The organism is Mesorhizobium sp. ArgA1, assembly GCF_053714375.1.
This window is the reverse complement of the sequence record NZ_JBSKBQ010000001.1, coordinates 313,605-326,801: the sequence shown is the minus strand read 5'-3', so window position 1 is coordinate 326,801 and position 13,197 is coordinate 313,605. Positions and strand designations below refer to the sequence as shown.

At 65.2% G+C, this 13,197-nt stretch carries 10 protein-coding genes; 5 read left to right on the top strand and 5 right to left on the bottom strand.

The window, feature by feature from the left end:
* Positions 1-75 precede the first annotated feature (75 nt).
* Genes ACWGTI_RS01440 through ACWGTI_RS01425 form a run of 4 tightly spaced genes read left to right on the top strand, consistent with a single transcriptional unit; the run spans position 76 to position 5,807 of the window.
* Complete coding sequence (locus ACWGTI_RS01440; protein WP_454585474.1) at positions 76-2,154, top strand: hydantoinase/oxoprolinase family protein; 2,079 nt, start codon at positions 76-78, stop codon at positions 2,152-2,154.
* Between the two features lie 4 nt (positions 2,155-2,158).
* Positions 2,159-4,144: a hydantoinase B/oxoprolinase family protein gene (locus ACWGTI_RS01435; protein WP_454585473.1), complete on the top strand. Its 1,986-nt coding sequence runs from the start codon at positions 2,159-2,161 to the stop codon at positions 4,142-4,144.
* The gene (locus ACWGTI_RS01430; protein ID WP_454585472.1) at positions 4,141-4,443 is read left to right on the top strand and encodes a (2Fe-2S)-binding protein; all 303 of its coding nucleotides are present in this window, start codon (positions 4,141-4,143) and stop codon (positions 4,441-4,443) included. Before ACWGTI_RS01435 ends, ACWGTI_RS01430 begins: the two co-directional genes overlap by 4 nt.
* Positions 4,440-5,807, top strand: a complete 1,368-nt coding sequence (locus ACWGTI_RS01425) for an FAD-dependent oxidoreductase (protein WP_454585471.1) — start codon at positions 4,440-4,442, stop codon at positions 5,805-5,807. Before ACWGTI_RS01430 ends, ACWGTI_RS01425 begins: the two co-directional genes overlap by 4 nt.
* Before the next feature lie 41 nt (positions 5,808-5,848).
* Here the strand turns inward: ACWGTI_RS01425 and ACWGTI_RS01420 are convergent, their stop codons facing one another.
* Positions 5,849-7,174: an NAD(P)/FAD-dependent oxidoreductase gene (locus ACWGTI_RS01420; RefSeq protein WP_454585470.1), complete on the bottom strand. Its 1,326-nt coding sequence runs from the start codon at positions 7,172-7,174 to the stop codon at positions 5,849-5,851.
* A 224-nt stretch (positions 7,175-7,398) separates the two neighbouring features.
* Here ACWGTI_RS01420 and ACWGTI_RS01415 point away from each other — a divergent pair, with 224 nt between their 5' ends.
* Positions 7,399-7,875: an Lrp/AsnC family transcriptional regulator gene (locus ACWGTI_RS01415; RefSeq protein WP_192259777.1), complete on the top strand. Its 477-nt coding sequence runs from the start codon at positions 7,399-7,401 to the stop codon at positions 7,873-7,875.
* Positions 7,876-8,003: 128 nt separating this feature from the next.
* On the opposite strand, the gene ACWGTI_RS01410 is transcribed toward ACWGTI_RS01415, so the two are convergent.
* The 4 genes from ACWGTI_RS01410 to ACWGTI_RS01395 all read right to left on the bottom strand — a co-directional run bounded on the left by ACWGTI_RS01410 (position 8,004) and on the right by ACWGTI_RS01395 (position 13,151).
* Complete coding sequence (locus ACWGTI_RS01410; protein WP_454585469.1) at positions 8,004-9,659, bottom strand: ABC transporter ATP-binding protein; 1,656 nt, start codon at positions 9,657-9,659, stop codon at positions 8,004-8,006.
* Positions 9,656-10,507: an ABC transporter permease gene (locus ACWGTI_RS01405; protein WP_454585468.1), complete on the bottom strand. Its 852-nt coding sequence runs from the start codon at positions 10,505-10,507 to the stop codon at positions 9,656-9,658. Before ACWGTI_RS01405 ends, ACWGTI_RS01410 begins: the two co-directional genes overlap by 4 nt.
* On the bottom strand, positions 10,504-11,454 hold the full coding sequence (locus ACWGTI_RS01400) for an ABC transporter permease (protein WP_454585467.1): 951 nt from the start codon (positions 11,452-11,454) through the stop codon (positions 10,504-10,506). The genes ACWGTI_RS01405 and ACWGTI_RS01400 overlap by 4 nt, the downstream gene beginning before the upstream one ends.
* A gap of 86 nt (positions 11,455-11,540) precedes the next feature.
* Positions 11,541-13,151, bottom strand: coding sequence for an ABC transporter substrate-binding protein (locus tag ACWGTI_RS01395; RefSeq protein ID WP_454585466.1), 1,611 nt, complete (start codon positions 13,149-13,151; stop codon positions 11,541-11,543).
* Positions 13,152-13,197 lie beyond the last annotated feature (46 nt).

The window sequence follows — 13,197 nt, the reverse complement described above, 5'->3', positions numbered from 1 at the left end:
CTTGCCCTTCATCCATCTTGGACCCTCAGTGCCCGCTCGTGCCAGTTTTCGGGAGCAGACAGGAAGGGACACATCATGGGTGGTGCCGTCGCGACGGGTGAGACGCGGAGTAAGGCGGACTGGAAGGTCGGCGTCGATATCGGCGGGACCTTCATCGATTTCTGCGCGCTCGAAGCAAACTCGGGACGCGTCGCCTCGCTGAAGGTGTTGACGACGCCGGAGGACCCCGGCGCCGAGCTGATGACCGGCCTCACTATTCTCGCCGAACGCGAAGGCTTCGATCCCGCCCATATGACCCGCTTCGTGCACGGCACGACCGTCGGCATTAACACCATCATCCAGCGCAAGGGTGCACCGCTCGCGCTGTTCACCAATGCCGGCTTCGAGGATGTGATCGAATTGGCGCGGCTTCGCATGCCGGACATGTATTCGCTGTTCTGCTCGCGGCCGGACCCGCTGATCTCGCGCGACATGGTCTTCGGCATTCCGGCCCGCATGCGCGCCGACGGCAGTGAGTCCCAGGCGCCGGACATGGCAGCGGTGGAGAGTGCGGTCGCGGCGGCGAAGGCGAACGGGGCGCAAGGGATCATAGTCTCCTTCCTCCATGCCTGGCGCAACGCCGCGCAGGAAGCTTCGGTGAAGGCGGCGATCGCGCGGCTGGCGCACGATCTCTTCGTCTTCACCTCGGCCGAGGTCTGGCCGGTTATCCGTGAATATGAGCGCAGCTCGACCGCCATCCTCAATGGCTATGTCCATCCGCGCGTCTCGGGCTATCTGTCGGCGCTGGAAGAGCGGCTGAAGCAGCGGGGCGTGCCGGCCCGCCCGATGCTGACCAAGTCGAATGGCGGGCTGATGAACGCCACCGAGGGCAAGCGCGCCTGCGTCAACATGCTGTTGTCGGGAACGGCTTCCGGCGTCATCGGCGCCTCGTGGCTGGCGCGTGAGGCCGGCGAGGACAAGATCCTTACCCTCGACATCGGCGGGACCTCCGCCGATTTCGCGCTCATCATTGGCGGCGAGGCGCAGTTCGGCACCGGCGAGCTGATCGGCGAGTTTCCGCTGCATATCCCGTCGGTGTCGGTCAGCTCGATCGGCGTCGGCGGCGGCTCGATCGCCAGCGTCGACGCGCAAGGTGTGCTGCGCGTCGGACCGGAATCGGCGGGCTCGACGCCGGGACCGGCATGCTACGGCCGTGGCGGCGAGCGAGCCACGGTGACGGACGCCATGGTAGTGTGCGGTTGGCTCGGCCACAGCGAGATGGCCTATGGCCAGCTCCGGATCGATACCGGGCTGGCGTATCGCGCGGTCGGCGAGCTTGCCGCTCGGCTCGGCCGCCCGGTCGAGCAGACCGCACAGGCGATCCTCGACGTCGCGGTGTCGGAAATGTTCGTCGAGGTTGAAAAACTCGCCTCGCGCGCCGGCGTCGACCTGCGCGATTTCACGCTGATGCCGTTCGGTGGCGGCGGCCCGATGCTCGGTGCCTTCCTTGCCCGCGAGCTCGGCATGAAGCGCGTCATGGCGCCCCGTCGCCCCGGCGTAGTCTCGGCGTTGGGCGGGCTGGTGGCGGACCTGCGCGGAGACTTCATCCGCACCATCTTCGCGCCGCTGTCGACCGCGTCGCTCCCCGCGATCCGCCAATCCTTCGAGGCGCTCGCGCAAGAGGGCCGCGACTGGCTCGCAGCCCAGGGGCATGATGCGGCCGCTGAACTCAATCTCTCCTGCGATATGCGCTATCTCGGGCAGAGTTATGAGATCGAGGTCGTGCTGTCGCCGGAATGTCTGGCGGAGGGCGGCGCGGAGGCAATCAAGCAAGCCTTTCACCGCACCCACGAGCAGCTCTACGATTTCCACGATCCGGACGGTGAGATCGAGCTTGTGAATGTCCGGCTGTCCGCCATAGGCGCCGGGCCGAAACTCTCCTTCCCGGAGGCAGACGAGATCGGCGCCGCCGCCATTCCGGCGCGCCGGCTCCCGGTCTACACGGGCATGGGCGTCGAGACCGTCGACCTCCACGATCGGCAGACCCTCGTGCCGGGCAGCACCTTCCGGGGGCCTGCCGTGGTCGTTCAGGAAGACACAACCTTCGCCATTCCCGCTGGGACGCAGGCACGCGTCGACCGCCACCTCAACCTTCTGCTGACCTTCGCCGAGTGACGCCATGTTTGACCGGACAAACCTTCAGGTTCTGGCGAACCACGCCCGCGCGGCCGCCGAGAACATGGCCCATACGCTGCACCGCACCGCGCACTCCGCCTTCGTCAAGGAGACGCAGGATTTTACGGTGATGCTGATGGACCGTTCAGGCGCGACCTTCGCCGTGCCGATGGAATTGGGCGCCACCTGGTATCCGGGGCTTTCATATCACCGCGCGATCGCGATGGTCGACGACTACCGGCCGGGGGACGTTGCGTTCACCAACGATCCCTATTCCGGCCACGTCGCCACGCACGCGCCCGACACGCATCTGTGGAAGCCGGTCTTCGTCGACGGCGAGATCGTCGCCTGGACCGGAGGGCACATCCACAACACCGACATGGGGGGCGCGGTACCGGCTTCGCTCAGCCGGGCGCTGACCGAAATCCATCAGGAAGGCATCCGCTTTCCACCCATGAAGCTGGTGAACGAGGGCGTCTTCGATGAGATGATCCTGCGGATCATGAGCACCAATGTGCGCAAGCCCGACCTCAACATCGGCGACATCAAGGCGCTCGTCGGCGCGCTCAACACCGGCGAGCGCAAAATCCAGGCGATGGTGAGGAAGTTCGGCAAGGCCGGCTTCATCGAGGGCGTTTCCGCGCTTCTCGACCATGCGGAGGCGCAGGCGCGCGACGTGCTGCGCGCCATGGCCGACGGCACATGGCAGTTCGCCGATTATGCCGACGAGGATTCGGTCGAGGCCAATCCCTGCAGGCTGAAGCTGACGCTGACGATCAAAGGCGACGAGGCGGTGCTCGACTTCACCGGCTCCGATCCGCAGCTCGGCTCCTCGCTCAACGTGCCATCAGGCGGCGACCCACGACACACTATGCTGCTGGTGGGCGTCTACTACGTGCTTTACACGCTCAACCCGAAGCTCCTGCTCAATACGGGCCTCACCAGGCCGTTCACCTGCATTACGCCCGAAGGTTCGGTGCTCAATCCGGTCCATCCCGCCGCGGTGGGCATGCGCTCGCTCACCTGCGCCCGGCTGCGGTCGGTCATCTTCGGCGCCTTCTCGCAAGCCGTGCCGGAGCGCCTGCCCGCAGCACCTGCCGGTAACAACTGCATCGTCAATGTCATGACCATGGACGAGCGGACCAGCAAGACTGTCATAACGGCGGTGAATCCCGTGGTGGGCGGCGGCGGCGCGATGCCGCATCGCGACGGAACCAACGGATCGGGCGCCGATGCCGCCTATCTCAAGAACACGCCGATCGAGATCACCGAGACCGAGACTCCGGTCGAGTTCGTGAAATACGGGCTCGCCAGGGACAGTGGCGGTGCAGGGCGCTGGCGCGGCGGGCTGGCGACCGAGATGGCTTTCCGTGTCTTCGCCCCCGACTCCAGGATCACGGCGCGCAACCGCGACCGCAGCTTCTTTCGTCCCTGGGGCGTGCTGGGCGGCAAGGCGGCCGGCCTGTCGGACATGGTCGTCAATCCCGGGACCGAGCACGAGCGGCGGCTGGGCAACATCGACACGGCGGTGCTGCAGCCTGGTGACGTGCTCGATATCCGCTCCGCCGGAGGCGGCGGGCGCGGCGATCCGCGTGAGCGCGAGCCCTGGCGCGTCGCGCAGGACGTGCGGCGTGGCTATGTCTCGGCAACGGCTGCCGAGCGCGACTATGGGGTCGTCATCCGCGACGGCGAGGTCGACGTGCAGGCGACGGAAAGACTGCGCGCGCGGCAGGCGCCAGCCGCCGGCCATTTTCATTTCGGTCCGGAGCGCGATGGCTACGAAGCGCAGTGGACGCCGGCGGCCTATGACCTGCTGACCGCAATATTGCGGGACTTGCCGATCCACTGGCGGTTTTTCGCCAAGACGGAGATATTCCGTCGCATGAAGGGGCGCTCGGGACCGGAAGGCGTCCAGGCGGCGTTCGATGCGGTCTGCGAACGCTTCCCCGAACTTCCGCGTCCTCGCCTTGTGCGAGAGGCAGCGGAATGATCACCGCCGGCCGCATCGTCCGGCTGGCCGAGCGCGACCGCGCAGTGGTGCATTTCTTTCTCGACGGTGAGGTGCGCGGCGCCCTTGCTGGCGACACCGTGCTGACCGCCATGCTGGCATCAGGACACACATTGCGAAAATCCGAGTTCGGACCCGAGCCGCGCGCCGGCTTCTGCCTGATGGGAGCCTGCCAGGATTGCTGGGTATGGCAGGACGAGGGCCCGCGCATGCGGGCGTGCTCGGCACTTGTCAGCGAAGGTATGCGGCTGCGCACGACGCCACAGGAGAGCTGGCCGTGAGCGAGACCTCGTCGCCGCGGGTCGTGATCGTGGGCGCCGGTCCAGCCGGCATAAGGGCGGCCGCGACGCTGGTCGAGGCGGGACTCCATCCGGTCGCGATCGACGAAGGGCAGCGCGCGGGCGGGCAGATCTATAGGCGCCCGCCAGCCGGGTTCACCCGTACTGCGAAGCAGCTCTACGGATCGGAGGCTGCAAAGGCGGAGGCCCTGCATTCGCTCTTCGACCGGCTGGCAGCAGAGGGGCGGCTCACCCATAGCGCAGCGAGCTCGGTCATCGCCGTGCAGGACGGGCGACTGCACGTGCTGGGGGAGGGCGGCGTGCAGGTGGTCTTCTATGACCGCCTGATCCTTGCGACCGGCGCGTCCGACCGCGTCGCCCCGGTGCCGGGCTGGCAGAACGCCGGTGTCTACGGCCTTGGCGCAGCGCAGATCGCGCTCAAGGCGCAGGGCGTGGCGCTCGGGCGGCGCATCGTGCTCGTCGGATCGGGGCCCTTGCTGACGCTGGTCGGCGCCCAGCTCATCAAGGCAGGAGCGGATGTGGCGGCGGCGCTCGATACCTCGCCCTGGCGCCAGCAGATGCGAGGGGCCCGGGGACTTGCTGCCCGGCCATTGGTTGCGCTGCGCGGCCTGGCCCTGCGAGCCAGGCTCGGCAGCCGCTACCATGCGGGTGTGACGCTCGAACGAATCGAGGCCGACCAACAAGGTGTCACAGCGATGCGCTGGCGCGACGCCTGCGGAAGGCAGCGCCTCACTCCATGCGACATGATCGGCATGGGCTGGCACCTGCGGGCGGAGACGCATCTGGCCGACCTCTCGGGATGCGCCTTCACCTATGACGAGCAGTGGCGGCAATGGCTGCCAAACACCGACGAGATGGGTCGTGTCGGCAATGGCATTTACCTGGCAGGCGATGGGGCTCGTCTTCTTGGAGCTGACGGCGCGGAGATCGCGGGGCGTCTCGCGGCGGCGGCATGCCTTGCCGATCTCGGACATCCGTTGCCTTCCGCAAGCGCCGATCTGCGCAAGCTCGCGCGGCTCGAGCGCTTTGCCCGCGGCCTGGCTCGGGCCTTTCCCTGGCCGGCCGCGATGGTGCAGGCGCTCCCCGACGACGCGGTCGTTTGCCGCTGCGAGAACGTGACTGCCACAGACATACGCCAGAGTGTGGATTTCGGCGGCGGCGAAGCCAACAGGGCGAAATCGCTGTCGCGCGTCGGCATGGGGCGATGCCAGGGGCGCTATTGCCAGTTGGCTGCCGTCGAGCTCGTTGCGGCGCAAGCCGGCTGCACGCCCGACGCTGTCGGCCGGTTTCGCGGGCAGGCGCCTGTCCGGCCAGCGCCTATCGGCGCTTTTCTCCGGAACGGCTGATGCAGTTCCGGAGGCCGTGCACGGACGGCATGGATCACGTCCTAGAAATCGGCGACCTTCCCCCAGGCCGAAGCGTCGAAGCGCCGGGGATCATAGGAAGCCGGATCGACGATCGGCTCTGCCCCGGTCACCAGATCGGCGGCGAGGTGCCCGGCGCCGGGTCCGATGCCGAAGCCATGTCCCGAAAATCCGGCGGCCAGGAAAAAGCCTGGAACGGAATGGATCTCGCCTATGGCCGGCACGCCGTCCGGCGTGCTGTCGATGTAGCCGGCCCAGGCAGCGCTGATCTTCGTCTTTCTGAGGTCGGGCAGAAGTTCAAGCGCGCGGGCATGGGTCAGACGGATCGTGGCCCGGTCCGGAGCCGGATCGAGGATGCGCATGCGCTCCATCGGCGTCGGCCGGTCGAGCCGCCAGCGCTTCAGCGTTTCGTGGCCCGAGCGCACGCCTTGCAACCCGCCGGGGCCGAGGCTTCGCCAGCGCTTCAGGAACATGGGCACGAATTGCGAAGAGAAGCGCAGCTGCTGCGGCGTCACGTCGACGCGGCCGCGGCCGGAGATCGCGAGCGTGTAGCCGCCGTCACCGCGCCGCGTGGCCGAAATCTTTGCCGTGTGAAGTGCGTCCGGCAGGCCCTCGGCGCCCGGCGAGACCGACAGGATCGAGGAGCGGATCGAGGCCTGCGGAAAGCGGAAGCCGAACTGCCGGCAAAAGGACGAGGCCCAGGCGCCGCCGGCCATCACCGCCACCTTGGTCCGGATTGTGCCATTTTCGGTGACCACGCCGCTCAGGCGCCCGGCCTCGATCTCGACACCGCGCGCGGCGCAATTCTGGTGCACGGTGCCGCCAAGGTTGAGGATGGCGCGGGCGACGGCGGGGGCCGCCCGCGATGGGTCGGCGGTGCCGTCAGTCGGCGAGAAGACGCCGCCTTTCCACGTCCGGCCGGTGGCGCGGCCCCGCTCGCTGGCCTCGGTGCTGTCGAGTATATGCGTGGTGACGCCGGCGGTTCTGGCATAGTCGCGCCAGCGCGCCCAGCCGGCCAGTTCCGCCTCGTCATTGCTGAGATAGAGCAGGCCGCAGCGGCGGAAGCCGGTGTCCTCGCCGGTCTCCGTCGCAAAGCTGTCCCACAGATCGAGGCTGCGGGTTGCCATAGGCAGCTCGCGGGCGTCGCGGTTCTGCTGGCGGCACCAGCCCCAGTTCCGGCTCGACTGCTCGGCGCCGATGCGCCCCTTTTCGACAAGCGCGACCTGCATGCCGCGCCGCGCCAGATAATAGGCCGCGAAGATGCCGACGATGCCGCCGCCGATGACCACCGCATCCGCGGATTGCGGCAGTTCGCCGGACGTCTCGATTTGCTGCAGCGGCGCGCGCATGATCCTCTCTGCCTTGAAGCGCCAGTCTATCGCGTCGCGCAGGCAGCCGCTGCCGCAGTTGAGGCCCAATCAGAATTTTATTCCGACAGCCCGTTTGAAATCAGGAGTCCCTGCGTTTCAAAGCGGTACCGGTTCGGATGGACAGGCCAGCGGGCTGTGGTAGTCTCGATGGTCACCAGCAAGGCAGCATTTTGTGCTGCGGCACTCTTCCCCGGAGGCAACCCGTGAAACTGGATCGGATCGATATCAAGATTCTTCACGAACTGCAGAAGAACGGCCGCATCACCAATGTGGAACTGGCCGATCTGGTGCATCTGTCGCCGAGCCCGTGCCTGATGCGGGTCAAGAAACTCCAGTCGGAAGGCTACATCGAAGGCTATTCCGCGCAGATCAACATAGGCAAGCTTGGCCAGACGCTGACCGTTTTCACCGAAATCACGTTGAAGAACCATCGTCAGATTGACTTCGCCCGCTTTCTCGCTGTCGTGGAGAAGATCGAGCAGGTCATCGAATGCCATCTTGTGTCGGGCGGCTACGACTATTTGATGAAATTCGTGACCTCCGGCATTAGTGAGTATCAGACGATCATGGAGCGGCTGACCGACATGGATATCGGCATCGACAAGTATTTCAGCTTCGTGGTGCTGAAATCCCCCATCGTCAAGGCGCACATGCCGCTGCCCAGCCTGTTTCCGATGTAGTCAGAGCAATTCCAGGAAAAGTGTGAAGCGGTTTTCCCGGGAAAAGCGCGCAACGCTTTCCCTTTGGAATTGCGTCAAAAAGGAAAGGGATAGAGCGGTTCGCGGTTTCCGTGAAATGGCGAACCGCTCTATCGGTGGCCGTATTGGCTGACGAGTTCGGGGTCGCGGACGAGGCCGTCGAGCCATGTCGGGTCGAGCTTCGGCACCGAAGAGAACAGAAGCTTGGAATAGGGGTGGGTGGGCGCCGTCAGCTTGTCGGGCGTGATCTTCTCCACCCGTTCCCCGTTGTACATGACCATGATCTCGTCGCAGATGGCCTCGACGACGGAGAGGTCGTGGCTGATGAAGATGTAGGAGAGGCCTAGCTCGCGCTGCAGCTCCTTGAGCAGCTCGATCACGGCGGACGCCACCACCGTATCGAGGGCCGAGGTGATTTCGTCACAGATGATGAGCTTGGGGTTGGCCGCCAGCGCGCGCGCGAAATTCACGCGCTGCTTCTGGCCGCCAGAGAGCTCGGATGGGTGACGGTAGCGCAGGCCCCTTGGCAAGCGCACCATGTCGAGCAGCTCATCGACGCGCTTCGAGCGCGCCTGCCTGTCGAGCCGGTGGTAGAAGGCCAGCGGGCGGGAGATGATGTCCTCCACCGGCTTGGCGGGATTGAGCGCGGTATCGGCATATTGGAAGACAATCTGCATCTCGCGCAGTTGGTCCTGGCTGCGTTTCCTGGCGGCACGCTGCAGTTCCTCACCGTTGAAGACGATGTCACCGGCAGCCGCCGGATGGATGCCGGCGATGACGCGCGCCAGCGTCGATTTTCCGCAGCCGGACTCGCCGATGATGCCGAGATTGCGCCCTTTCTCGACAACGAGGCTGACAGAATCGACAGCGCGGATTAGGGGCAGTCCGTCATCCCGCACCGCGCCGTAGCCAGCCGTCACATTGTCGATACGCAGCAGCTGTTTCGTCCCGGTATGCGCGTCCGCACGCGCTTGCCGCGGCTTCGGTTCGAAGGCGGCCAGCAGTTCGCGCGTGTAGGGGTGTTGGGCGGCCGAAAGGATGTCCGCCGTGGTGCCGGTCTCCTGCACTTCGCCGCCTTTCAGCACCACGATGCGGTCGGCGATCTGGGCGACGACCGCGAGGTCGTGGGAAACATAGACACCCGCTATCCCGCCCGCCCGCATGACCGACTTGAATGCCTTCAGCACGTCGATCTGCGTCGTCACGTCGAGTGCTGTCGTCGGCTCGTCGAAGATCATCAGCTTGGGATCGCCGATGAGCGCCATGGCCGCTGCAAGCCGCTGCAATTGCCCGCCCGAAACCTGGTGCGGATAACGCGCACCAATCCCTTCCGGATCTGGCAGCGACAAGGCCCGGAACAGCTCGACCGCGCGCTGGCGCGCTTGCTCGGGTGGCATCAGCTTGTGGATGCGCGTGACCTCGATGACCTGCTCCATGATCGTAGAGGAAGGGTTGAACGAGGCGGCGGCACTTTGCGGAACATAGGCAATGTCGGTGCCGCGCAGCCTGGCGCGTTCCTTTTCGGAAAGGGCAGCCATGTTCTTGCCGTTGACGTTGATCTCGCCGCCGACGATCCGGCAGCCGGGCCGCGCATAGCCCATGAGCGAGAGCGCTACTGTCGTCTTGCCGGAGCCGCTCTCGCCGATCAGGGCAACGATCTCGCCGTCGGCGATATCGAAGCTGACGCCCTTGATGATTTCGACAAGCCGTCCGGAGTCGGTCTTTGCCTCGATCCTCAGGTTCCTGACCTCGACGAGATTGCTCATGCGTCCCGGTCCCTGATCTTCTGCGGCAGGTTGTCGATCAGCAGGTTGACGCTGATGGTGAGGCTGGCGATTGCCAGCGACGGCACGATGACGGCGGGGGCCGCGAAGGGCAGGCCGCCGATGTTCTCGCGCACCAGCGCGCCCCAGTCGGCGAGCGGTGGCTGCAGGCCGAGCCCCAGGAAGGACAGGCCGGAGAGCAAAAGCACGATGAAGACGAAGCGCAGGCCGAAGTCGGCAAGCACCGGGCGGATGATGTTGGGAAGGATCTCGGAGCCGATGAGGTAGGCGGTGCTCTCGCCACGGACACGGGCGACGGTGATGAAGTCCATGGTGTTGATGTTGACGGCGAGCGCGCGCGCGAAACGGTAAGCGCCCGGGATATAGATGACGGCCAGGGTCAGGATCAGCACCGGGATCGACGAGCCGACCGCAGCGACGACAACAAGGCCGAACAGCTTGCTGGGGATGGAGTTCATGGCGTCCAGGAAGCGGCTGAGGCAGGTGTCGAGCCAACCACCGGTGACGGCCGCGATCATCCCCAGCACGACACCTGAAAAGCAGGCGATGGAGACGGCGGCGAGCGACATGCCGACGGTGTAGCGGGCGCCCATCAGAACCCGCGAGAGCATATCGCGCCCAAGATAGTCCGAGCCGAGCCACAGTCCCTGGCGCATCGGGCCGAAATAGTCGTCGTCGACAATGTCGCCGATCGAATGGGGAATGACGTAGGGCGCCACGATCGCGATGAGCGTCCAGGCCAGGATGACCAGCGCAGCCACGACGCCGACGAGGCTGTAGCTGTGACCCAGGAAGGACCGCCGGGAGGTTGTGGCGCGCGCTATCGTCATCTGAGCCTCGGGTTGGACATGATGGCGACGATGTCGGCGGCGGTGATGAGGAAGAGGTAGCCGAGGCAGAAGATCATCGCGCAGCTCTGGATAAGCGGCAGGTCGCGGGTGGCGACGGCATCGACCATCAACTTGGCGATGCCGGGATAGTTGAAGATCGTCTCGACGATGATGACGCCGCCGACCAGATAGGACAGCGAGAGCGCTATCGCGTTGACGATCGGCCCGAGCGCGTTGGGCAGCGCGTGCCTCAGCACCATGCGGCCGCGCGAGGCGCCTTTTAGAAGCGCCATCTCGACATAAGGCGTAGAGAGCGTTTCGATCACCGCGGCGCGGGTCATGCGGATCATCTGGGCAGAGATGACGAAGGTGAGCGTGATCACCGGCATTGCATAGATGCGCACGAGGTCGGTCAGCGAATGCGCCTCGTTGACCGAGGACAGCGCCGGCAGCCATTTGAGATAAACGGCGAAGAGCAGGACCGCGAGGGTCGCGACCATGAATTCCGGCACGGAGATGATGCCGATCGACAGGATGGTGACGGTGCGGTCATAGACGGAGCCTCGTAGCATGGCGGCGGTGATGCCGAGCGTCAGCGCCAACGGCACCGAGAGCAGCGTGGTGATGCCCGCGAGTTTCATAGTGTTGACCAGGCGTCCGCCGATCAGTGTTGCGACCGGCATCTCGTTGGCATAGGAGGTGCCGAGGTCGCCGTGGAGCAGGCCGACAAGCCAGAGCAGGAAGCGCAGGATCGCCGGATCGTTGAGATGCATGGCCTCGCGCAGGCCGGCGACCGCTTCCGGTGTCGCTGCCTGGCCGAGCAGGATCGACGCGGTGTCGCCGGGCAGCATGCTGGTGGCGAAGAACACAGCGAACAGCACGATCAAAAGTGTGACGGCCGCGATCCCCAGCCGCTTCAGCACGAGGTTGAGAACCCCAGATGTCATGGAAGCGCTCCCTGCGATTGTTCGGCCAAGCAATCTTGCGCAATGAAGTGCCGGGGGCTGGCTGACCGGCCCCCGGCTGGCTTCTCTCAGGCTTCGAGCCAGAGATATTCCGCCATTGCATAGCCCATCATGCCACCGAGCGGGTTCGCTTCCAAACCCTTCACCTTGCTGGAGAGCGCATCGACGTTGGAAATGTAGGCCGGGATGATGGTGCCGGCCTCCTCGGAGACCATAGCCTGCATCTGGCCGTAGATCTCCTTGCGCTTGGCCTGGTCGAGCGAGCCGCGCGCCTCGATGAGCATCTTGTCGAACTTCTCGGACTTGTACTGGCTTTCGTTCCACGGCGCGTTGGAAGCGTAGAGGAGCGAGAACAGGATGTCCGGCGTTGGGCGCGGATTGATGTTGCCGAAATGGATCGGCGCCTTGAGCCAGTAGTTGTCCCAGTAGCCGTCGGCCGGGACGCGCTGGACGTCGAGCTTCATGCCGATATCCGCACCAGCGGCTTGGATGATCACTGCCATGTCGATCGACGAGGTCGCCGCGTCGGAAGCGATCACCGGGATGGACTGGCCGAGCAGGCCTGCCTTCTGGAAGTGGAACTTCGCCTTGTCCGGGTCGAAAGCCTTCGGCTTGACGTCGGGATTGTGGAAGATATTGGCCGGCGAGACGGGCTGGTCGTTGCCGATTTCGCCGAGTCCGCGCAATGCCGATTTGACGATCTGCTCGCGGTTGACGAGATACTTCATGCCCGCCACGAAATCGGCCTTGCTGCCCGGATCCATGTCGAGCCGGATGTTGAGGTCGGTGTAGTTGCCCGAAGTCGTCTTCGACAATTCGAAGCCCTCCTGGCCGCCGATGAGTTTCATCGCACGCGGATTGATCGAGGCCGCAAAATTGATGTCGCCGGAAAGCAGGGCGTTGACGCGGGCGCTGTCGTCGCTGATGGCGATGAACTCGAAGGAGTCGAGATAGGGCTTGCCCGACTTCCAGTAGTTCTTGTTCTTGGTGACCACCGAACGCACGCCCGGTTCGAAGGTTTGCAGCACGAAAGCGCCGGTGCCATTGCCCTTGGAGAAGTCCGTGGTGCCGTCCTGGACGATCATGAAATGGTGCAGCGCCAGGATGGTCGGCAGGTCGGCATTCGGGTCGGCGAGCGTGATTTCCACGGTCGACTTGTCGACCGCCTTGAAGCCGGTCATCTGTGCGGCGATCTTGGCGACCTTGGAGCCGACCGCCGGATCAAGATGACGCTTCAGCGAGAAGACGACGTCGTCGGCCGTGAGGTCCTTGCCGTCGTGGAAGGTGACCCCTTTGCGCAGCTTCACGGTCCAGGTCTTGGCGTCCTTGCTGTCGAAGCTCTCGGCGAGCTCCATCTGCGTGACGCCACCCTTGTCGAGGAAAGTCAGGCGGTTGTAGAGCGAGCAGCAGCGGACATAGTCGGTGGAGAGTGACGCCTTTGCCGGATCAAGCGTGTCGGCGGTCGATGACGACCAGCCGGCGGCCTTGAAAGTACCGCCGGAAACCGGCTCAGCGGCGACGGCATTGGTGGCGCGGCCGAGCACCAGGCTGCCCGCGGCAACCGCGGCGCCGCCGGCCAACAGCATCTTGAGAAGTTCGCGGCGGCTTGCGCCCCGGCGGATGGCGTTTTCGACCATGGCATCGTCTGCGCTGGTCCAGTTCGTGATCTTGTCGGTCATGTTATTCCCCTTTCTGGTTGTTTGGTCGGGATGCTCGTCTTGTCGC

Bases quoted from the DNA above. Each gene is read 5' to 3' on its own strand.
- ACWGTI_RS01440 (WP_454585474.1), top strand. From the start codon at position 76: ATGGGTGGTGCCGTCGCGACGGGTGAGACGCGGAGTAAGGCGGACTGG.
- ACWGTI_RS01435 (WP_454585473.1), top strand. From the start codon at position 2,159: ATGTTTGACCGGACAAACCTTCAGGTTCTGGCGAACCACGCCCGCGCG.
- ACWGTI_RS01430 (WP_454585472.1), top strand. From the start codon at position 4,141: ATGATCACCGCCGGCCGCATCGTCCGGCTGGCCGAGCGCGACCGCGCA.
- ACWGTI_RS01420 (WP_454585470.1), bottom strand. From the start codon at position 7,174: ATGCGCGCGCCGCTGCAGCAAATCGAGACGTCCGGCGAACTGCCGCAA.
- ACWGTI_RS01410 (WP_454585469.1), bottom strand. From the start codon at position 9,659: ATGAGCAATCTCGTCGAGGTCAGGAACCTGAGGATCGAGGCAAAGACC.
- ACWGTI_RS01405 (WP_454585468.1), bottom strand. From the start codon at position 10,507: ATGACGATAGCGCGCGCCACAACCTCCCGGCGGTCCTTCCTGGGTCAC.
- ACWGTI_RS01400 (WP_454585467.1), bottom strand. From the start codon at position 11,454: ATGACATCTGGGGTTCTCAACCTCGTGCTGAAGCGGCTGGGGATCGCG.
- ACWGTI_RS01395 (WP_454585466.1), bottom strand. From the start codon at position 13,151: ATGACCGACAAGATCACGAACTGGACCAGCGCAGACGATGCCATGGTC.